The organism is Burkholderia sp. 3C (assembly GCF_054589155.1).
In genome coordinates, this window is sequence record NZ_BAAILN010000096.1 from 1 (window position 1) to 19,361 (window position 19,361).

At 67.1% G+C, this 19,361-nt stretch carries 19 protein-coding genes; 10 read left to right on the plus strand and 9 right to left on the minus strand.

What is annotated here, in order from left to right; all coding sequences use genetic code 11:
• Window positions 1–121: 121 nt before the first annotated feature.
• A complete protein-coding gene (locus ACYP33_RS19665; protein WP_459623468.1) occupies window positions 122–1,387 on the minus strand; it encodes an MFS transporter in 1,266 nt (421 codons plus the stop codon).
• A 173-nt stretch (window positions 1,388–1,560) separates the two neighbouring features.
• On the opposite strand from ACYP33_RS19665, the gene ACYP33_RS19670 reads away from it, so the two are divergent.
• Window positions 1,561–2,541, plus strand: a complete 981-nt coding sequence (locus ACYP33_RS19670) for a LysR substrate-binding domain-containing protein (protein ID WP_459623469.1) — start codon at window positions 1,561–1,563, stop codon at window positions 2,539–2,541.
• Between the two features lie 26 nt (window positions 2,542–2,567).
• Here ACYP33_RS19670 and ACYP33_RS19675 read toward each other — a convergent pair whose 3' ends face one another.
• The 3 genes from ACYP33_RS19675 to ACYP33_RS19685 all read right to left on the minus strand — a co-directional run bounded on the left by ACYP33_RS19675 (window position 2,568) and on the right by ACYP33_RS19685 (window position 5,084).
• Window positions 2,568–3,917, minus strand: a complete 1,350-nt coding sequence (locus ACYP33_RS19675; protein WP_459623470.1) for a type II toxin-antitoxin system HipA family toxin — start codon at window positions 3,915–3,917, stop codon at window positions 2,568–2,570.
• 3 nt (window positions 3,918–3,920) lie between these two features.
• Window positions 3,921–4,184: a helix-turn-helix domain-containing protein gene (locus ACYP33_RS19680; RefSeq protein ID WP_414440303.1), complete on the minus strand. Its 264-nt coding sequence runs from the start codon at window positions 4,182–4,184 to the stop codon at window positions 3,921–3,923.
• A 141-nt stretch (window positions 4,185–4,325) separates the two neighbouring features.
• Entirely contained in the window at window positions 4,326–5,084 is a 759-nt protein-coding gene (locus tag ACYP33_RS19685; protein ID WP_414448967.1) for a DeoR/GlpR family DNA-binding transcription regulator, read from the minus strand.
• Window positions 5,085–5,267: 183 nt separating this feature from the next.
• Here ACYP33_RS19685 and ACYP33_RS19690 point away from each other — a divergent pair, with 183 nt between their 5' ends.
• The 9 genes from ACYP33_RS19690 to ACYP33_RS19730 all read left to right on the plus strand — a co-directional run bounded on the left by ACYP33_RS19690 (window position 5,268) and on the right by ACYP33_RS19730 (window position 14,722).
• Window positions 5,268–6,122, plus strand: coding sequence for a transketolase (locus ACYP33_RS19690; RefSeq protein WP_459623472.1), 855 nt, complete (start codon window positions 5,268–5,270; stop codon window positions 6,120–6,122).
• Window positions 6,115–7,056 (plus strand): transketolase family protein, encoded by a 942-nt coding sequence (locus ACYP33_RS19695; RefSeq protein ID WP_414440300.1) that lies wholly within the window; start codon window positions 6,115–6,117, stop codon window positions 7,054–7,056. Before ACYP33_RS19690 ends, ACYP33_RS19695 begins: the two co-directional genes overlap by 8 nt.
• 49 nt (window positions 7,057–7,105) lie before the next feature.
• Window positions 7,106–7,903 (plus strand): GolD/DthD family dehydrogenase, encoded by a 798-nt coding sequence (locus ACYP33_RS19700; protein WP_414448968.1) that lies wholly within the window; start codon window positions 7,106–7,108, stop codon window positions 7,901–7,903.
• 79 nt (window positions 7,904–7,982) lie between these two features.
• Window positions 7,983–8,930 carry a D-ribose ABC transporter substrate-binding protein gene (locus tag ACYP33_RS19705; RefSeq protein WP_414448969.1) on the plus strand — a complete coding sequence of 316 codons (948 nt, stop codon included), beginning with the start codon at window positions 7,983–7,985 and terminating at the stop codon, window positions 8,928–8,930.
• A 78-nt stretch (window positions 8,931–9,008) separates the two neighbouring features.
• Window positions 9,009–9,665, plus strand: coding sequence for a DUF2291 family protein (locus ACYP33_RS19710; RefSeq protein ID WP_414440297.1), 657 nt, complete (start codon window positions 9,009–9,011; stop codon window positions 9,663–9,665).
• The gene (locus ACYP33_RS19715) at window positions 9,662–11,233 is read left to right on the plus strand and encodes a sugar ABC transporter ATP-binding protein (protein WP_459623475.1); all 1,572 of its coding nucleotides are present in this window, start codon (window positions 9,662–9,664) and stop codon (window positions 11,231–11,233) included. The genes ACYP33_RS19710 and ACYP33_RS19715 overlap by 4 nt, the downstream gene beginning before the upstream one ends.
• A 27-nt stretch (window positions 11,234–11,260) precedes the next feature.
• A complete protein-coding gene (locus ACYP33_RS19720) occupies window positions 11,261–12,343 on the plus strand; it encodes an ABC transporter permease (RefSeq protein WP_414440295.1) in 1,083 nt (360 codons plus the stop codon).
• Window positions 12,344–12,368: 25 nt separating this feature from the next.
• Window positions 12,369–13,847: an FGGY family carbohydrate kinase gene (locus ACYP33_RS19725; RefSeq protein WP_459623477.1), complete on the plus strand. Its 1,479-nt coding sequence runs from the start codon at window positions 12,369–12,371 to the stop codon at window positions 13,845–13,847.
• A gap of 80 nt (window positions 13,848–13,927) precedes the next feature.
• Window positions 13,928–14,722 carry a glucose 1-dehydrogenase gene (locus ACYP33_RS19730; RefSeq protein WP_459623479.1) on the plus strand — a complete coding sequence of 265 codons (795 nt, stop codon included), beginning with the start codon at window positions 13,928–13,930 and terminating at the stop codon, window positions 14,720–14,722.
• Window positions 14,723–14,775: 53 nt separating this feature from the next.
• Here ACYP33_RS19730 and ACYP33_RS19735 read toward each other — a convergent pair whose 3' ends face one another.
• The 5 genes from ACYP33_RS19735 to ACYP33_RS19755 all read right to left on the minus strand — a co-directional run bounded on the left by ACYP33_RS19735 (window position 14,776) and on the right by ACYP33_RS19755 (window position 19,235).
• Window positions 14,776–15,615, minus strand: coding sequence for a heavy metal-binding domain-containing protein (locus tag ACYP33_RS19735; RefSeq protein ID WP_414440292.1), 840 nt, complete (start codon window positions 15,613–15,615; stop codon window positions 14,776–14,778).
• A gap of 23 nt (window positions 15,616–15,638) precedes the next feature.
• Window positions 15,639–16,568, minus strand: coding sequence for a heavy metal-binding domain-containing protein (locus tag ACYP33_RS19740; protein ID WP_459623481.1), 930 nt, complete (start codon window positions 16,566–16,568; stop codon window positions 15,639–15,641).
• 36 nt (window positions 16,569–16,604) lie between these two features.
• On the minus strand, window positions 16,605–17,021 hold the full coding sequence (locus ACYP33_RS19745) for a hypothetical protein (protein ID WP_459623483.1): 417 nt from the start codon (window positions 17,019–17,021) through the stop codon (window positions 16,605–16,607).
• A 1-nt stretch (window position 17,022) separates the two neighbouring features.
• Window positions 17,023–18,309 carry a toxic anion resistance protein gene (locus ACYP33_RS19750; protein WP_414448977.1) on the minus strand — a complete coding sequence of 429 codons (1,287 nt, stop codon included), beginning with the start codon at window positions 18,307–18,309 and terminating at the stop codon, window positions 17,023–17,025.
• A 290-nt stretch (window positions 18,310–18,599) separates the two neighbouring features.
• Entirely contained in the window at window positions 18,600–19,235 is a 636-nt protein-coding gene (locus tag ACYP33_RS19755) for a hypothetical protein (protein ID WP_459623485.1), read from the minus strand.
• Between the last annotated feature and the right edge of the window lie 126 nt (window positions 19,236–19,361).

The window sequence follows — 19,361 nt, forward strand, 5'->3', positions numbered from 1 at the left end:
TGGCGATCTTGCCGTCCTGGCTGTAGATCTTCATGTCGCCGGAGAGCGCACCGTGGTGTCGGGAGAGGGGCGGGAGGGAAAGCGCCGCATGCGGCGCAGGCAATGGAGACGCGCCGCGCGCTCAGGCCTGCGACGTTTTGTCCGGCGCTAGATAGCCACGCAGGAACAACGCCATCGGCACGATCGCCACGGCCGTCAGCGCCGTGGCGACAGTCGCGCCCGTCACGCCGATCCGGTCGCCCAGCACGCCGTACAGCACCGGCGCGATCGCCCCGGCCGCGATCGCGCCCGTATAGAACAGCGCGAACGCGCGCTCGGTGCCATCGGCCGGAGACAGCTCCGGCACCGTGCCGTACAGCACCGACGAGGTGCCGTTCAGCATCGTGCCGAGCAGCGGCAGCAGCACCCAGGTGGGGCCGAGCGGCGCGAACAGCACCGCGACGATGCAGGCGGCCGTTGCGCTTTCGGTGGCCAGCACCGTGCCGCACACGCCCATCCGCTCGCCGATCCAGCCGCACGCGAACTTGCCGGCCGCGCCGCCGATGAATACCAGCGCCAGCGCCGTGCCGACCTGCGGCCCCGACGCGCCCTTGGCCTTCATCAGGAACGGCAGGAAGGTCAGCACGCCCATCCGCACGGCGGTGTCGAACACGCCGATCGAGAACAGCAGCCAGAAGCCGTAGCGCAACGCGCGCTTGCCGTGCGCCGCCTGGGCCGGCGAGTCGGATGTTTCGGATGCCTTGGCATCGGCCGCCACCACCGTGCGCGCGAGGTTCGGCAGCCAGATCGCGAGGCCGAGCGCCACCGCCACGCCGAGCACCGACATCAGCCACAGCGCATGCCGCCACGGCATCAGCGTGATCAGCAGCGCGATGGCTGCCGGCAGCGCCGATTTGCCGAGGTCGCCGGCGAAGTTGTAGACGCTGAGCGGGCCGCGCGCGTCGCGGCCGTAGGCGCGCGACACCGCGCCCGAGGCGAGCGGATGCTGGGTGCTGGAGCCGCTGCCCGAGATCGCCAGCGCCACGCACAGGCCGAGCAGGCTGCCCGACAGGCCGGCGCATGCGTAGCCGAGCGAGGCCAGCAGCGTGCCGCCCACCAGCGTGGCGCGCGCGCCGAAGCGTTGCGCGACGCGCCCGGCCGGCAGTTGCAGGCTCGCCATGGTGCCGGCGTAGATGCCGCGCAGCATCGCCAGCGCGCCGTAGCCGAGGCCGAAATCGGCCTGCCAGACGGGCAGCAGCACGTAGATCATGTCCGTGTAGCCGTCGTGCAGCGCGTGCGCCACGCAGGACAGCCACAGCACGCGGCGGCGCGACGTCGACGATGACGGCGGCGCGGGCGAGCGGGCCGGGGAAAACGACGACAGCACGGCGGACAGTCTGGAGCGCATGAGCGGTTTCGCGGGTGAAGGGCGGTTGGGTTGGGGGACCTGAGGCAGTCGAGGGGCTGGATCGAAGCCCGGTGTCAGCCGTGGAATACGGCGATCCGAGGGAAATTCTAGGGCGCGGCGGCGCGCCGCTCAATTGACGTAATATCGGGCTTCACGGGAATAAAAGTCACGTCATGAGCACGAATGCACCGATCGGCCCTGGACCCGGCGCGGAGCGCGATGCGCTGCCGCCACTCAACGCGCTGCGCCATTTCGAGGCGGTGGCGCGGCTCGGCAGCTTCGCCGCCGCGGCCGACGCGCTGCATGTCACGCACTGGGCGGTCGGCAAGCAGATTCGCCTGCTGGAGGACTGGTTCGGCGTGCCGTTGTTCGAGCGCCGCGCGCGCGGCGTGGTGCTGACCGACGACGGCGCCGCCCTGCTCGGCGACGTCAGCGGCGCGTTCGAGCGGCTCGCGTTCGGCGCGGCGCGGCTGCGCCACGATCAGGTGCCGAGGCGCGTGTCCGGCGTGGTGCGCGTCAACGTGCTGGCCAGCTTCGCGCTGTGCTGGCTGCTGCCGCGTCTCGCCGATTTCCACACGCGCTACCCCGAGATCGACGTGCGCGTGACCACCACCTCGCGCAAGCTGCGCTATATCGGCGACGCGTTCGACATCGGCGTGCGCTCCGGGCCGGAGCCCGGCGCGGGCGTGAGCTCGCGCGTGCTGATGGCCGATGCGCGCATTCCGGCCTGCAGCCCGGCGCTGTTGCGCAACAAGCCGATCCAGAGCGTCGCCGATCTCCGTCATCACACGCTGCTGCATTCGTCGAGCACGCGCACGGCGTGGTCGCGCTGGCTCAAGGAGGCGGGCGCGGCCGGGCTGCAACCGGCGCGGCAGGTGGAATTCGATCACGTCTATCTGCAACTGGCCGCCGCGCAGGAAGGGCTGGGTGTGGCGCTGGCGTCGCTGCCGCTGATCGAGCGCGACCTCGCGGCCGGCCGGCTGGTGTGCCCGATCGCGGGGCCGGTGTGGCTCGCGCCGGATTTCACGCTGATGGTGAACGCCGAACGGGCCGGGGACGAGGCGGTGGCGGCGTTCGAGCGATGGGTGACGGGGATGGCGGAGCAGGGGGGCGGGGGAGCCGGGATTCCCGTCGGGGCGGGCGGCATCTCATGACGCTCGTGCCCGCCTCGCAGCGAGCCTCAATCGGGCGGCATCCGTTCAAGTGCCTGGACCGCACTCCGCAGCCCACCCAATACCTTGTCTGCGACGCGCTGTGAAAAGCCCGGCGGCAGGTCGGCCTGCACTTGCTCGATCACTGCGGGCGTGCGCGCGATCAGCTCTTGAATGAGCGGCTCGGCGTCGCCGCCGTAGCGGAGTTTCCGGGCCGTGCTGTTGAAGTGCCGGCGCTGAATCGTATGCACGTGGTAGTGGCGGCGCTTGCCCAGCAACGCCATCGCCAGTTTGATGTCCCGTGCGGCCCACTGGTTCGCGCCATTGCCGAGCACCGGGTAGGCGGACATCACGTCGTAGATCGGCGTCAGGCGAAAACCGGAGGCGGCGGAGCCCTGCAACTGGATGCTGAAGTTCTTCGCATGACCGTCCGGCGCTTGCAGGAGCCAGAACAGGATTTGCGTCGCCATCAGGGTGCGAAGATCGCGCTCGGCATCGAGGGACTGATGCGCCAGTGCGAACAACTGCGTCAGACCCGGGCCGCCTTCGTTCTCGTACTTGATCAGCGGCGAGGTGCCGGTAGCCTGGCAGAAATCCTCCTGAACGAGACGAAGCAGGCGCGTGCCGTCCGATGAGACGATCCGATCGAAGCGCTCGACGACGAGCACGCGCTGCGTGCCGAACGTGGCAATGCGTGCGTTGGCGGTCGGCAGGCCATAGGCCTTGAACAGCCGCAGGCACAGCCATTCGTTGTCCACCGACGTCGTGAAGTCGGCGCGCCGGCCGCCGATCAGGCCGAGCGGCAGCTTGAAGATGTGCGTGGTGGGCGTGGCCCCACGCGGTTTCATCCACTTTCCGTCCCACCAGAGGAACGCGTCCTTCTCCTGCGCACCGGCCAGCGAAATCCGGAAATCGTCGTCGGGATCGCGTGTGCTGGCGAAGCGGTCGGGCGCCACGACTTCCAGCAGATGGCGCTCGATGTCGTCGTCATTCAATGCAATGCCATCGATGCGATCGACGCCGTGAGGCACTTCGTTTTCGGGCAGCAGTTGCAGCGCGCCCACGCAATCGCGGCCAATCGCGCCCAGCAAGTCGAAGGCATCGGTGGAGCCCGTCCGGAAGCGGGTCGCAACGCGTTTGCGGATGGTGTCGCTGTCGGGCAGCAATCCTTCGAAATAATGCGCGACCGCATCACCGCGCAGCGGGCTGTTGCCGGCGCTGAAGGGCAGCGACAGCGAGAGCGGCCGTCCTCTCGGGGAACTGAACCACGCATCGTCGTAGCGCAATTCCATCTCGCCGCGCGTGGTGAGGGTCCAGCGGCCGACTGGCTCGCCGTTGGCCCAGAGCGCGAGCGTTTGGCTGTGCGAGCGGCGTCCCATCGCTTACCACTCCAGCTCGTCGGTCGGCGGCGCGGGGTCGCGCTCGCCCAGCCGTAATTCGAGGCCGACGATGGCGCACCACCCCAACAACTGCCGGAAACTCAGCTCGTCAGGGTGCTGTTCGAGATGGGAGATGCGGTTCTGGCTCAGGCCCAGCCGCGTCCCGACCTGCGCCTGCGTGAGCTTGCGCCGCTTGCGGGCCGTCTTCAGCAATTGACCGAGCTGCAGATCGGACATCAGCTTTTGGGGCGACAGGATGAGGGCCATTCGAGATATCCGAATTTCAGATATTCGGATTTTATCCGATATTCCGATATTTACAAGATATCTGTATATCAGCTATTTCCGTTTTATCCGAATATCAGATAAAACCCATCGCAACCCGCGCCGTTGCGCGCGCATTGCCCCTCACGCATAAATAATCCCGATCCCCAACCCCGTCACCCAGTCCACATACTCCTGCGCCAAGCCCGCATCGGTGATCAGGAAATCCACCCGGTCCATCGCGCCGAACGTGGCGAACTCGCGCTTGCCGAACTTCTTCGAATCGGCCAGCAGATAGACGGTTTTCGCCGCGCCGATCATCGCGTGCTTGACGTGCAGATCGATGAAGTCCGGGTACGAAATGCCGGCCTCGATCGACACGCCGCCCGCCGCCAGGAACAGCTTGTCGACGAACATCCCCTCGAAGAACTGCGAGGCCTTCTCGCCCGACACGGCGATCGTCTCGGCCTTGAACACGCCGCCCGTCAGCATCAGCCGGTTGGTCGGCTCCGCGCCGAGCAGGATCGCGATGTTCAGCGCATTGGTGACGATGCGCAGGTTCTGGCGCTCGACGAGGTTCCTGGCAAGCTCGGTGGTGGTGGCTCCGCAATCGAGGATCACGGCGTCGCCGTTGGCGATCAGGCTGGCCGCCTTGCGGCCGATCTGCGCCTTTTCCTCGCTGGTGGCCAGCACGGCCGCGCGCGGGGCGTCGGCCGGCTGCGCGGGCTTCAGGCGCACGTTGCCGTGCACGCGCTCGACGCGCCCCAGGCGCTGCAGCTCGTCGATGTCCTTTCGAATGGTTGGCATCGACACGCCGAACTCGCTGGATAGCTCCGAGAGCTTGACCAGCTTGGCCGCCTGCACCCTTTCGAAGATTTTTTCTGTTCTGGTCCGTTGATCCATTTGGCTTTCCCCGCAAAGCGCCGCGGCGCGCGGGCATCGACATTACGGGCTGTATTGTGCCCGATTTGCCTGACCCTCAGGGCGTGGCTCGGTGTTTTCCCTGTTTCGTTCGTTTTCCTTTTGACTTTCTAAAGAAAGAAACAGAAACTTCGATTCACGCAAACAGGAAGTGCGGGAGCAGGAATGGAAAACCCTTACAAGCAGTCCGGCGAGAGCTTGCACCGGCGCGCCCAGGAAATCCGCAAGAAGATCTGCGTGATGAACGCCGCCGCGAAAAGCGGGCACACGGGCGGCGACATGTCGGAGGCGGACATCCTCGCCGCGCTGTATTTCCATGTGCTGCGCTACCGCGTGAACGACGATGCGAGCGTGAACTGGCGCGACGAATTCATTCTCAGCAAGGGCCACGGCGTGGGCGGCCTGTACGCCTGCTTCGCCGAACTCGGCTGGCTCGACGAGCCGGAACTGAAAACCTACCTGCGCGACGATTCCCGCCTGCCGGGCCATCCGGTCAGGCAGAAGCTGCCGAGCTGGGTGACCGTCAACACCGGCGGCCTCGGCCACGGCATGCCGATCGCGGCCGGCCTGGCGATGGCCAAGCAGCGCCACGCGGCGCGCGACGGCCAGGCGCCCGGCCGCGTGTTCGTGCTGACCGGCGACGGCGAGCTGGAAGAAGGCTCGAACTGGGAAGCGGCGATGGCGGCGGCCCACTTCAGCCTCGACAACCTGGTCGTGATCGTCGACCGCAACCGCCTTCAGTTGGCCGACTTCACCCACAAGATCATGGATCTCGACCCGCTCGACGAGAAATTCCGGGCGTTCGGCTTCGAAGTGCACGACGTCAACGGAAACGATGTCGATGCCATTTGGAAACTAATCGAAAGTCTCGACGTGGAAAATGGAAAGCCGAAGGTCGTGATCGCGCACACCATCAAGGGGCGCGGCGTGTCGTTCATGGAGAACGTGCCGGCCTGGCATCACAAATTCCCCGACGAGCAGCAACTCGAACAGGCACTGAAGGAACTCGATCATGCGTAAGCAGGCGGATTTGCGCGACGGCGCGGTGAGCGCACTGAGCCGGCTGACGGCGGCGGGCCGCGACATCGTGGTGATGGTGGCCGATTCCACCTCCACCTCCAAGATCGGCCCGTTCCAGGAAAGCTACCCGGAGCGCGTGATCAACGTGGGCATCGCCGAGCAGAACATGGTGGGCATGGCGGCCGGCCTGGCGCTCGGCGGCCACATCGTGTTCACGGCCAACGCCGCGCCGTTCCTGGTGGGCCGCGCCAACGAGCAGGTCAAGAACGACATCTGCTACAGCGCCACCAACGTCAAGATGCTGGGCCTGAACGCGGGCGTCGCCTACGGCCCGCTCGCCTCCACCCATCACGCGATCGACGACATCTCGATCATGAGCGGCTTCGGCAACGTGCAGATCTTCGCGCCGTGCGACGACGTGGAAGTCGGGCAGGTGGTGGATTACGCGGCGTCGGTCGACGGCCCCGTGTATATCCGCCTCGACAACGCCAAGTTCCCGGTGGTGCACGACGACGGCTACCGCTTCGCGCCGGGCCGCCCCGACGTGCTGATCCAGGGCTCGGGCGTGGCCGTGATCGCGCTCGGCTCGGTGGTGGGCGAGGCGCTGGACGCCTGCGAGCGGCTGCAACGCGACGGCCTGCGGCCGACGCTGGTGAATCTGTCGTCGCTGCGCCCGCTCGACCAGGACGCGCTGGCCGCGATCGTCGGGCGTCATGCGGCCGTCGTGACGGTCGAGGAGCATTCGCTGCACGGCGGCATCGGCGCCACCGTGGCGCTGCTGATGGCGCGCCGCCAGTTGCATCGCCGCCTGACCACGCTCGGCGTGACCGAGGGCGAATTCGCGCATTACGGCACGCGCCAGGGCATCCGCCGCCATTACGGCATCGACGCCGAAGGCATCGCGCAGGCGGTGCTGGCGCTGTCGGCCGACTGAGCCCACGCCACCCGACAGCCCGATATTCAGGACAACAGGAGACAAGCGAGTGAGCATCCAATACGACATGTCGCTGCGCCACGGCGTCGATTTCGAATTCCGCCTGGACGGCAAGGTGGCGGTGGTGACGGGCGGCCTCGGCGGCATCGCGATGGCGACCAACGCCGCGCTGATCGCCAAGGGCGCGCGCGTCGCGATCCTGCACCCGGCCTTCGAGGCCGCGCGCGTGCCGGCCGCGCTCGACACGCTCGGCCACGCCAACGCGGCCGCGTTCGCCTGCGACGTGGCCGACGAAGCCGACGTGGCGCGCGCGATGGCCGCCGCGCTGGCGCACTTCGGCGATCTGCATCTGCTGGTCAACGCCGCCGGTTGCATCACGCTGACGCCGGCCGAGGAGATCGGCATCGACGAATGGCAGCAGCAGATCGGCGTGAACCTGACCGGCCCATTCCTCTGCGCCAAGCACTTCGCGCGCCATGTATTGTCGAGCGGGCACGGCGGCAAGATCGTCAACATCGCCTCGCAGGCGGCCACCGTCGCGATCGACAGGCATTGCGCCTACACCTCGGCCAAGGCAGGGCTGATCGGCATGACCAAGGTGCTCGCCAAGGAATGGGCGGGGCGCGGCATCACCGTCAACACGGTGTCGCCCACGGTGGTGCTGACGCCGATGGGCGCGGCGGCGTGGGAAGGCGAGAAGGGCGAGAAGATGAAGCAGCTGATTCCGGTCGGCCGCTTCGCCTACACCGACGAGATCGCCGCCGCGATCCTGTTCCTGCTGTCGAACGGCGCGGACATGATCACCGGCGCGGACATCATGATCGACGGCGGCTACACGATTTGCTGAAGTGGCGGTAGCGGCGCGGCCCCGCTCGAATCACGGCCGCTTCCCTGAAAAACAGAAAATCGATTCGGAGACGACAGACATGTGGAAGAAGCTTGCAGTCACGGCGGCGGCAGCCGCCTCGATGGTGGCGGCGGTGCAGCCGGTCAGCGCGTACGCGGCCGGCAAGGGCACCATCGCGATCCTGGTGAACGCGCTCGACAACCCGTACTACGCGGCGGAAGCCAAGGGCGCGGACAAGGAGGCGAAGAAGCTCGGCTACGACACGATCGTGTTGTCGCACGGCGAGGACGTCAACAAGCAGAACGAACTGGTCAATCTGGTGATCGGCAAGGGCGTGAAGGGCATCATCCTCGACAACGCCGATTCGAACAGCAGCGTCGCCACGGTGCGCACCGCGCAGGAGAAGAAGGTGCCGGTGGTGCTGATCAATCGCGAGATTCCGAAGGACGGCATTGCGATCGCACAGCTCAGTCACAACAACCTGCAGGCCGGCTCGGAAGTGGCGCAGCGCTTCGTCGAGGCGATCGGCGAGAAGGGCGAATACGTGGAGCTGACCTGCAACCTCGCCGACAAGAACTGCGTGACGCGCTCGCAGGCCTTCCATCAGGTGCTTGATCAGTACCCCGATCTGAAGATGGTGGCGCGCCAGGATGCCAAGGGCGCGCTGCTGCCGGCCAAGCAGGCGATGGATTCGATCCTGCAGGAACACCCGCAGATCAAGGGCGTGATCAGCGGCAACGGCCCGGTCGCGCTGGGCGCGATCGCCTCGCTCGATTCCGCGAACCGCAAGGACGTGATCGTGATGGGCATCGACGGCAGCAACGACGAGCGCGATTCGATCCTCGCCGGCAAGCTCAAGGCCAGCGTGATGCTGCAGGCGCAGGCGATCGCCGGCCACGGCGTGGACCTGCTCGACAAGTACCTGAAGACGGGCAAGACCGGCGAGCCGGAGCGTCAACTGTTCCGCGGCATCCTGATCACCAAGGCCAATGCCGCGAAAGTGAACGATTTCTACTACACCAAGTAAGCGGTTCCGGTGCATGGCGCAGGCGGCGCGCACGGTGCGCGGCGGCCTGCGCCGAAGTCGTATTCAGATGAGGATGTCATGGTTCCATCCATTCACGCGGCGCGCGGCGCATCGTCCCGCGCGATGACGCGCCTGCTGTTGCTGATCGGCGCCGTGTCGCTGGCGGGCTGTCATGTGGTCAGCGATCAGGAGCTTGCGGCGATTCGCGCGCAAGGCCAGCATCACGGCCCCGATCCCGAAAAGATCTTCACCGAGCAGGTGATCCCGTACGCCGACAAGAACGCGAAGCCGGCCGCGCAGGTGATCGGCGCGCTGAACCAGAATTTCGACGATGCGTGCAAGCAATACGGCTTCCGGCAAAGCTCGGCGTTCCCGTGCAATTTCTGGATTCGCGTGCAGGGCACGGTGTCGCGCATCGACACCGCCTCGCGCGTGGGCAAGGCGGTAGTGGACGTGGCGCCGGCCAGCGGCGGCGAGCCGGTGCAGGTGGCGCTCGAAACTGGCCCGGTGCTGATCGGCACCGGCGTGCGCGACGGTTTTCCCGGCGTGAAATACGGCGATTTCGACGACCAGACCCGCTTCGCCGCGTTCGGTCAGGCGATCAACAAGCTGGTGGTGGCGCGTGCGGAGCAATCGAAGCTGAAGGTGGGCGAGCGCGTGGACGTGGCCGCCGTGTACAGCAGTTGGAGCGAGCCGGCCGGCGAGATCCGCGCGATTCCGGTGGCCTGGAAATGACCGCGCCCGTTCATGCCCCGGCCGTGAATGCCGACGACGCGCGGCTCGCCAACGGCGCCAACGTGATCGAGACGCGCAAGCTCTCGAAGCTCTACCCCGGCACCGCCGCGCTGGTGGAGGTCGATTACCAGGTGCGGCGCGGCAAGGTCAACGTGCTGATCGGCGAGAACGGCGCGGGAAAATCCACGCTGATGAAGCTGCTGGCCGGCGCGGAGACGGCCACCTCGGGCGAGATCCTGATCGACGGCCGCATCGCGCAGATCAGCGACGTGCGCAGCGCCGAGGCGCACGGCGTGGGCATCATCTTCCAGGAGCTGAACCTGTTCCCGGACATGACGGTGGCCGAGAACATCTTCGCCGGCAACGAACTGACGAGCGGCGGCGTGATTCGGGCGAAGGCCGAGAACCACCAGGCCCGCGTGCTGCTCGAACGGCTGCAGATCCCGCTCGACCCGCGCACGCGGCTCGGCGATCTGTACGTCGGCCAGCAGCAACTGGTGGAGATCGCCAAGGCGCTGTCCAAGCACATCAAGGTGCTGATCATGGACGAGCCGACTTCCGCGCTGTCGCGCACCGAGGTCGAGATCCTGTTCAAGATCATCCGGCAGTTGAAGGAAGAAGGCGTGACGGTGATCTACATCTCGCACCGCCTCGAAGAGATCATGGCGATCGGCGACTGCATCACCGTGCTGCGCAACGGCCGGCTGGTGGCGCAGGACGAGATCGCCAACATCGACATTCCGTGGATCATCGAGGCGATGGTTGGTTCTGCCAAGAAACGCTTCGCGTTCGAGCAGCATGCGCTGGGCGACGAGGTGCTGAAGGTCAATGAACTGTCGCTGAAGCGCCCGAACGGCATCTACGCGGTCGATCACGTGTCGTTCTCGGTGCGTGCCGGCGAGGTGATCGGCATCTACGGGCTGATGGGCGCGGGCCGCACCGAGCTGCTCGAATCGCTGCTCGGCGCGCAGCCGCTGGCGGTGGGCGAGATCGAGCTGGCCGGGCGCGCGATCGAGCGCCTGCCGATCCCGAAGCGGATCGAGGCCGGCATCGCGCTGGTGCCCGAGGATCGCCAGAAGCAGGGCATGGTGCAACTGATGTCGATCCTCGAAAACATGACGCTGTCGAGCCTCGGCAAGTTCGCGAACCTGCTGTCGTTCGGCGCGCTGCGCCGCGAGCGGCAGGTGGCGGCCGCCAACGACATCGTCAAGCGGCTCGCCATCAAGGCGGCGTCGGTCGACGCGCCGATCACCTCGCTGTCGGGCGGCAACATGCAGAAGGTGGTGATCGGCAAGGCGCTGCTGACCGAGCCGAAGGTGCTGCTGATGGACGAGCCCACGCGCGGCATCGACGTGGGCGCGAAGGCCGACGTCTATCAGACCATCAGCCTGCTGGCCCGCGCCGGCATCGCCGTCATCTACGCCACGTCCGAACTGGACGAGGCGATGGCGGTTTCCAACCGCGTGTTCGTGATGGCCAGCGGCAAGCTGTCGGCCGTGATGGACCGCGCGCAATTCGACAGCGAGCGCATCGTGCGGGCTTCCACGCCCGTCACCGCCGTGATCTGACGCCAACGAGGCAACGAGGCAGACATCATGAATTCTTCCGACAGCAGCAACGCGCCGCTGCACCCCGTCCACCCCACGCCGAACCGGCAGGGCGCCTACACGGCCGCGCGCATCGCGGTGGGCCTGCTCAAGCTGCGCATCTTCATCGCGCTGTTCGCGATCGTCATCGTGTTCGCGTTCACGGCCGACAATTTCCTGTCCACCAGCAACCTGCTGATCATGGCCAAGCACGTCACGATCGTCGCGATCCTGTCGATCGGCATGACGCTGGTGATCCTGACGGGCGGTATCGATCTGTCGGTCGGCTCGATCGTCGGCATCAGCGGCATGGCGGCCGGCTATCTGCTGCTCGAAGGCGTGCACGTGGGCCATCACGTGGTGTTCTTCACGCCGTTCGGGGTGGCCGTGATCGCCTGCGTGCTCGGCGCGCTGATCGGCGCGGTGAACGGCTACCTGATCACCGCGCTGAACGTGGCGCCGTTCATCGCCACGCTCGGCATGTTGTACGTGGTGCGCGGCGCGGCGCTGCTGGTCAACAACGGCAGCACGTTCGCCGACCTCGAAGGCAACCCGGCGCTCGGCAACACCGGCTTCGAATTCATCGGCAACGGCACCATCATGGGCTTGTCCACGCCGGTGTGGATCATGGTGCTGTTGGCTGTCCTGACCATTTTCATCGCGCGCAAGACGCCGCTCGGCCGGCGCATCTACGCGATCGGCGGCAACGAGCAGGCCGCGAAGTTCTCGGGCATCCGCACCCATCGCGTCAAGCTGTTCGTCTACATGTTCTCGGGCTTCTGCGCGGCGATCGTCGGCCTGGTGATCACGGCGCAGTTGCAGACGGCGCACCCGCTGACCGGCCAGACCTACGAACTGAACGCGATCGCGGCTGTGGTGCTCGGCGGCACGGCGCTGATGGGCGGGCGCGGCACCGTGTTCGGCTCGGTGGTGGGCGCGTGCGTGATCAGCATCCTCGGCGACGGCATGGTGATGTGCGGCATCAGCGATTTCTGGCAGATGGTGATCAAGGGCCTTGTGATCATCTTCGCGGTGGTGGTGGACCAGCTCCAGCAGCGCCTGCAATCGCGCATGGTTTCCCTGACGGCCTGAACCACGCACGCGGAGCGGACCATTTATGCAAACCCTACTGGCGATCGACCAGGGCACCAGCGGCACCAAGGCGCTGATCTTCGACGCGCACGGCCAGGTGCATGCGCGCGGCTTCGCGGCCGTGCCGTGCACGCATCCGCGCACCGGCTTCGTCGAGCAGGACCCCGAAGCGTTGTACGGCTCGGTGCTGACGGCGGTGGCGCAGTGCCTGGCAGCCTACCGTGAACAGGGCGGCGACGTGAACGGCATCGCCGGCATCGGCATCTCGAACCAGCGCGAAACCGTGGTGCTGTGGGACGAAGCCGGGCGGCCGCTGGTGCCGGCCGTGTCCTGGCAATGCCAGCGCTCGCTGCCGATCTGCGAGCGGCTCAAGCGCGACGGCCTGGAGCCGTTGATCCTCGAGCGCACCGGCTTGCTGATCGACCCGTATTTCTCGGGCAGCAAGCTCATCTGGCTCAACGAGAACGAGCCGCGCGTGCGCGAGCGCATCGCGCGGGGCGAGGCGTATTTCGGCACCGTCGATAGCTGGCTGCTGTATCGCCTCACGCGCGGCGCATCGTATTGCACCGATTACACCAACGCGTCGCGCACGCTGCTGTTCGATCTGGCCGCGCTCGAATGGGATCGCGAGCTGGTGGAGCGCTTCGGGCTGAACGGCCTGAAGCTGCCCGAGCCGCGCCCGTCGGCCTCGCAGTTCGGCGCGACCGATTTTGACGGCCTGCTGGCGCGGGCCGTGCCGATCGTCGCGATGATCGGCGATTCGCACGCGGCGGCGGTGGGCGAGGGCTGCCTGATGCCGGGCGTGGCGAAGGCCACGATGGGCACCGGCTCGTCGATCCTGATGAACGTCGGTGCCGCGCCGCAGGCGCCCGCGCACGGGCTGGTGTCCACGCTGTGCTTCGCGGCCGGCGAGCGGGTGGATTACGCGCTCGAAGGCATCGTGATCAGCGCCGGCTCCACGCCGGCCTTCCTCAAGGAAAAGCTGAACCTGTTCGACGATTTCGCCGATGCCGAACGCGCGTTCACCGAGCACGACAACGGCGGCGTGTACGTGATCCCGGCGTTCTCGGGCATCGGCTGCCCGCACTGGAAATACCCGGGCGGCGCGCAAATCGTCGGCCTCAATTTCTCGACCTCGTGGCAGCAGGTGGCGCGCGCGGCCTACGAATCGATCATCTATCAGATCAAGGACGTCATCACGGTGATGGAGCAGGCGGCCGGCGTACCCCTGAGCGAGTTGAACCTCGACGGCGGGCTGGTGCAGCGGCCGTTCCTGCTCCAGACCCTCGCCGACACGCTGAACCGGCCCGTCAGCACGCTGGTGCTCAGCGAGATCTCCGCCTCGGGCGCGGCGGCGCTGGCGGCCCTGGAGGCCGGCCTGATCGGCTCGCTGGAAGCATGGCGCGCGCAGCGCGTGATCGCACGGCGCGTCGAGCCGGGCGCGGGCGTGGAGGTGGCGGCGCGCAACCATGCGCAGTGGCTGCGCTGGATCGAGCGTCTGTGAGACGTGTTTGACGCGTCGGCGCGATGGCTTTGAAGCGGCATCGAATCAATCCCGGTTGGACGTATTCAGGAGAACGCAAGGTGGCGAATGAAGCAAAGCGGTTCGTGAACAAGGTGGCGGTGGTGACGGGCGGCAGCCGCGGCATCGGCCTGGGCATTGCCGAGCGTTTCGCGCAGGAAGGCGCGAAGGTGTGCGTGTCGGCCAACGAGAAGAGCGTGCACGACGCGGCCGCGCGGCTGCGCGAGATGGGCTGCGACGCGATCGCCGTGGAAGCGGACGTGACCAGCAAGGCCGACGTGGTCGCGCTGTACGACGAGGTGGCCGCCAGGCTCGGCGAGGTGGATATCTCGGTGCAGAACGCCGGCGTGATCACCATCGCGAAGCTGCCCGACCTGACCGAAGCCGAGTGGGACAAGGTGATGGCGGTGAACACCAAGGGCGTGTTCCTGTGCTGCCAGGAAGCGGCCACGCGCATGCTGCGCGCGGGCAAGGGCGGCCGGCTGATCAACACCGCGTCGGGGCAGGCGCGGCAGGGCTTCGTCTACACGCCGCACTACGCGGCCAGCAAGTTCGGGGTACTGGGCATCACGCAAAGCCTCGCCAAGGAACTGGCGCCCACCGGCATCACCGTCAACGCGTTCTGCCCGGGCATCATCACCACCGACATGTGGGCCTACAACGACGAAGCCTGGGGCAAGCTGCTCGGCGACTACAAGCCGGGCGAACTGATGGCCGAGTGGGTGGACAACATCCCGATGAAGCGCGCCGGCAAGGGCAGCGACGTGGCCGGGCTGGTGGCGTTCCTGGCGTCGGAGGACGCCGGCTACATCACCGGGCAGACCATCAACGTGGACGGCGGCATGTTCATGTCGTGAGCACCGGCCGCGCGCGCCGGGTCGACCGGCGTGCGCGGTGTGCGCGTGCCGTGTCAGTCGTTGACCGACAGCACGAACGTCGGCGCCGGAATGTCCTTCGCCTCGATCTCGGTATTGAGCGGCGTGACCGCCGTGCCGATCGCGAAGAACTCGATCACGTGGCTTTCCCAGCGATACGATTTCTCGTGGATCATGGTGCCGATCACGCCCTCGGCCTTGGCCGTCTGCGCCTCCACCTGCATGCGCTCGATCGCCAGTTCGCGCGCGCTGTAAATGGCCTGCGTGAATTCCTCCAGCTCGACGTTGCGCCCGGCCTGCCCCCAGGCCTTGAGCAGGCCGCGATGCGCGACGTGATACACGCAACTGCCCATCACGAGTTCGATCGGCCGGTAGCCGGCGTTGAGCAGCGTGTAGAAATCCTGACCGGACAGATCCGACGTGAACGGCCCGCCGTCGTGCGCGCGGAAGCCCTCGCGTTCGTGGTGATGCACCACGCCCGTGCCGATCGCCACGAATTCGAGGATGTTTGCGTCCCACTCCACGTGCTTGATCTCGAGCCGCACGCCCACGATGCCGTGCGCGCCCATCTCGCGCGCTTCCTCGCGCATGCGCGACATGGCCAGTTCGCGCGCGTGGTACATCGCCTGCGACAACACTTCGAGCTCCTGATTTTTATTCCAGGCGCCGTACTGGATGCCGACGTGATAAATGCTGCTGCCCACGCACAGGCCGATCGGCTCGAAGCCGGCCTTGCGCACCAGCAGGAATTCGTTGACGGACAAATCCGACGTGAAGACGGCGCTGGGATGCGCCTTGCTGCGCAACCCCTGCAGGCGCTCGCGCGCGGTGGCGGGAAGCTGCGGGGTGGCTTGCTGCGTGGTCGTGTCGCTCATTCCGGTCTCTCGCTGGGAAGGATTCAGAGGCTGTTGTCGTAGGCGCGGTGATGCTGGCCGGTGCTGCGCAGGTTGTCGGGCCGCTCGCTGAGGTCGAGCACGAACTCGACCGGATGCGGAAACGGCGTGCTGTCGTCGCAATCGACCACGGTGCCGATCACGATGTGCCGGCCGAGCAGGCGGCCCAGGCCTTCTTCCGCTTCGTAGAACAACTGGCCGAAGTGCAGCGGCGCGAGCACGCCGTTGCCCTGGCGGCCCGCGTCCACCCGCAGGTCGGTGTGCGCGCGGCGGCGCAGGCGTTCCCAGAACTGGGCCGTTTTATTGAGCGGGCGGTTGCCGCTCCAGGTGTCGCCGGGCTGCGCGTCGAGCGGCGTGGTGCTCCACGCGAAATGCGCGCCCACGGCGATCCCCACCGGCACGATGCCGGCTTCGAGCAACTGGATGAATTCGAGCGCGGGCACCGTCGAGACGATCGGTTGCCGGCTCGGCGGCATGCCCTCGATGCGCACGGCGGTGCCGATCAGCGAGTAATCCATGCTGTCGCCGGCTTCCAGATCGAGGCTGACCATGCGCGTGTCGATCACGGCGTTCGCGCCGAGCGCGGCCGCTTCGGCGCGCAGGCGGTCGAGCGCGCGGTGCCAGCCCTGCGCGTGCCCTTCCGTCCACGAATAGCCGTAGTGCATCCAGCAGGTGGCCGTGATCGGCGCGATCATCCGCAGCCCGTGGCTGCGCGCCAGCGACAGTTCCGCGACGGTCAGCGTGGACACCCACGGCAGCGCGCCGCGCTTCGAATCGGCGAGCCGCTGGCGCACCAGGTACGGCACCTCGTCCTCGTCGAAGAACGGGCCGTCCGGCAACGCGCGAGGCAGCGGCGCACGGGATGACGTCGGCGGTGTGGCGGTGCCGGCCGTAGCCGGCCCCGCGCCGCCGAACAGCGATTTCAACCAACCCATCGAGCGCTCCTCGAAGTGGTGAGAATGGCTTGGAAATCAGAGCCCGGCCAGCAGCTCGGAGATGGTGCGTGCGTGATCGGTGCTGGCGTGCACCTGCGCCATCACGGCCTGCATCCATGCGCCGGGCGCGAGGCTGCGCGTCGACAGCACCACGCCGCGCACCTTCTTCTCGACCTCGGTGCTCAGGTGGTGGCCGTCGTTCATTCGCATGACGAAGGTTTCGGTATCGAACGTGATCGAGATGCCGACCACGTGCTCGGTCTTGCGCAGCAGGCCGCGCCGCACCGTATGCACCTGCGCGTGATGCGGCAGCGCCTGCGAGACGATGGCGACGAAGCGCTCGAAGAAGCTCGCGCGATCGGCCTGCGCATGACGCAGCCACGCGGTATCCAGATCGAAGTTGGCGAGCGGGGCGGTGTCGCCCGCGCTCATGACGCGTTCGGCATCGCTCATTTCAGCGCTCCAGCGGCCGGGCCAGTGCGTCGGCCTGCACGCCGCTCATGCCGGCCACGAGCTGGTTGCGCACCGCGATCAGCTTCTGTTCGCGCTCGCGATCCTGCGCCTGCACCTGCTGCTCGATCGCCAGCACTTCCTTCATGGTCTCGACCGACTGCGCGGCCGCGGCGGCCAGCGCCTCGATGTTGCGCGGGTCGCCGCCGAGGCTGCGCGCCGCTTCCACCGCCGCTTCGTGGCTGCCCTGCACGGCCAGCGCGGTGATCTGGCGCGCGGCGGCGTCGAGTTTCTCGCTTTCCTCGCCGGCGCGGCGCGTGTCCGCCTGCACCACGGCTTGCGCGGCCACCGCCATCAGGCGCGGGATGGTCACCATGATGCCGGTGCCGAGCTTGCTGGCGCGGGTTTCGGCGGCCTTGCGGTTCGACGCGATCAGCGGGATCAGGCTGGCGGCCGAGATCATCGCCTCGCGCAGATCGGCGATGCGGCCTCGGAAGTTCGCGAGCGTGTTGCGGTAATCCATCGCGATGGCCGCGTCGCCGGCGGTGCGCGTGCGCAGCGCGGCCTGGCGCAAGGCTTCGGCCTCGTCCACGCCGCGATCGAGCGCGATCTGCATGGCCGCGATCGACAGTGACAGTTCGGACACGCCGTGACGTACCGCTTGCGATTGCTGGTCGAGCTGCTGGATCGTGACCATCAGGTCGCCCTGGATGCGGCGCGCCCGCGCGACCTCGTCGTCCATCAGCGCGAGGAACGCCTTGCGGTTTTCCTGGAACGATTTCACCGCGCCGTGCGCCACCTTGCCGATGCGCCCGAGGCGCGCCAACAGGCCGGTGGCCTTCGGCGCGGCGTCGTGCGCGTCCTGCTGCAATTCCTCGATCCGCAGGATCTTGATGCCGTCGATCACGGCCGCCGCGATGCGGCCGATTTCGCCGGCCTCGCCGACCGTTGTTTCGGACAGCAAACGACGCGACGAGGTCGCGAGCGGCTGCAAGGCCTGATCGACGAAGCGCAGCGTGGAGGTGGTGTCGTCGAAGCGGATCTGGCTCGCGCGTTCGCGGGCCAGCGCCTGCTGCTCGGGCGACAGCGAGGCGAGATCGACGAGCCGAGCCTCGGGCGCCATCGGCGCGAGCATCTCGGGCGGCACCAGCGCGGGCAACGAAGGCTCGGGCTGCGGGGCCGCCGGATCGGGCATGGCCGGCGTATCGCTGGCGGGATTGAGATAGGCCGACAGATCCATCGGCGCGTTGCTTGAATCGGCCGAACTCGGCTTGGACACAGGATCGCTCATACCGGTACTCGTCGAAGAGTCAGGGGAAGCTGGGGGAAATCAGATGTGCCGCGATGCAGACGGAGTCAGCGGGAGGGCAGGGGAAGGTCTCTCGAATCTTTCATTTTTTACCAATTCAGCCACTTGGGATCGGAATTGCGTAGCGATTTATATCACCAAACAATAGCCGTTGTGTGGAAGTCCTGATTGGTTTTTTGCAGTGCGGCAACGCGTGTGCCGCACTGTGAGAAATTCGCTTTCGAATCGCCGAATCGATTATTTCGGATGGCTGACGCTACGGGGTGGCGAATTCAGTGCTTCGGCCGCCAGGCGTCGAACGACACCGGCTTGTTGCGGTCCGCGCGCGTGACGGTGGCCTGGTCCGGCAGCAGCGCTTCGGCATTCGGGCTGGGGTCGGGGTTCATCGCGCTGTTGTGAACGATTTCCTGATGGAACAGCCACGTGCGCCGCGCCGGATCGTAATGGAACGTGACGTTGTCGCTCCAGTGGTTCGGGCCGGCGGCCACGCCGTTCTGCACCGAGAAATAGCGGTTCTTGATCGCGAGGCCGTTGGTGTCGAGATCGAGATACGGATCGCCGGACATGCCGCCGTCGTCCGCCTTCATGACCACGCTGTCGTTGCGCGCGGCCAGCGTGTAGGTGCCGTCGGCGTTCTGCGTGATCACGAGCAGCGGCCGCACCGACGCCTGCTGCTGCGTGTCCGGCTCGCGATGCACCACCACCAGATAATCCTTGCGCCCCGCATCGGTCAGCGCGCCGGCCAGGTGATCGAGCGCCGTGTAGCCGGCCGGAATCAGCTTCTGCACGGCGGCGGGCAAGGGCGGGTTGCCGTCGCAGCGCGAGGGCGCCGCGTCGCAGGCCGCGAACGCGGCGGTGGTGCCTGCCAGCAGCATGGCGGCGACGGCGATGGGCAGACTCGGTTTCATGGCTCGATGGGGGCGCGTGTTCGTGGTGCGATTTGCGGGCATCACATTAGCCGACACATGCAGACGGCGCGATGTTCATGTCGTGACGTGACAGCGGCGCCCGCGTGCAATCACGCGGGCGCCGCC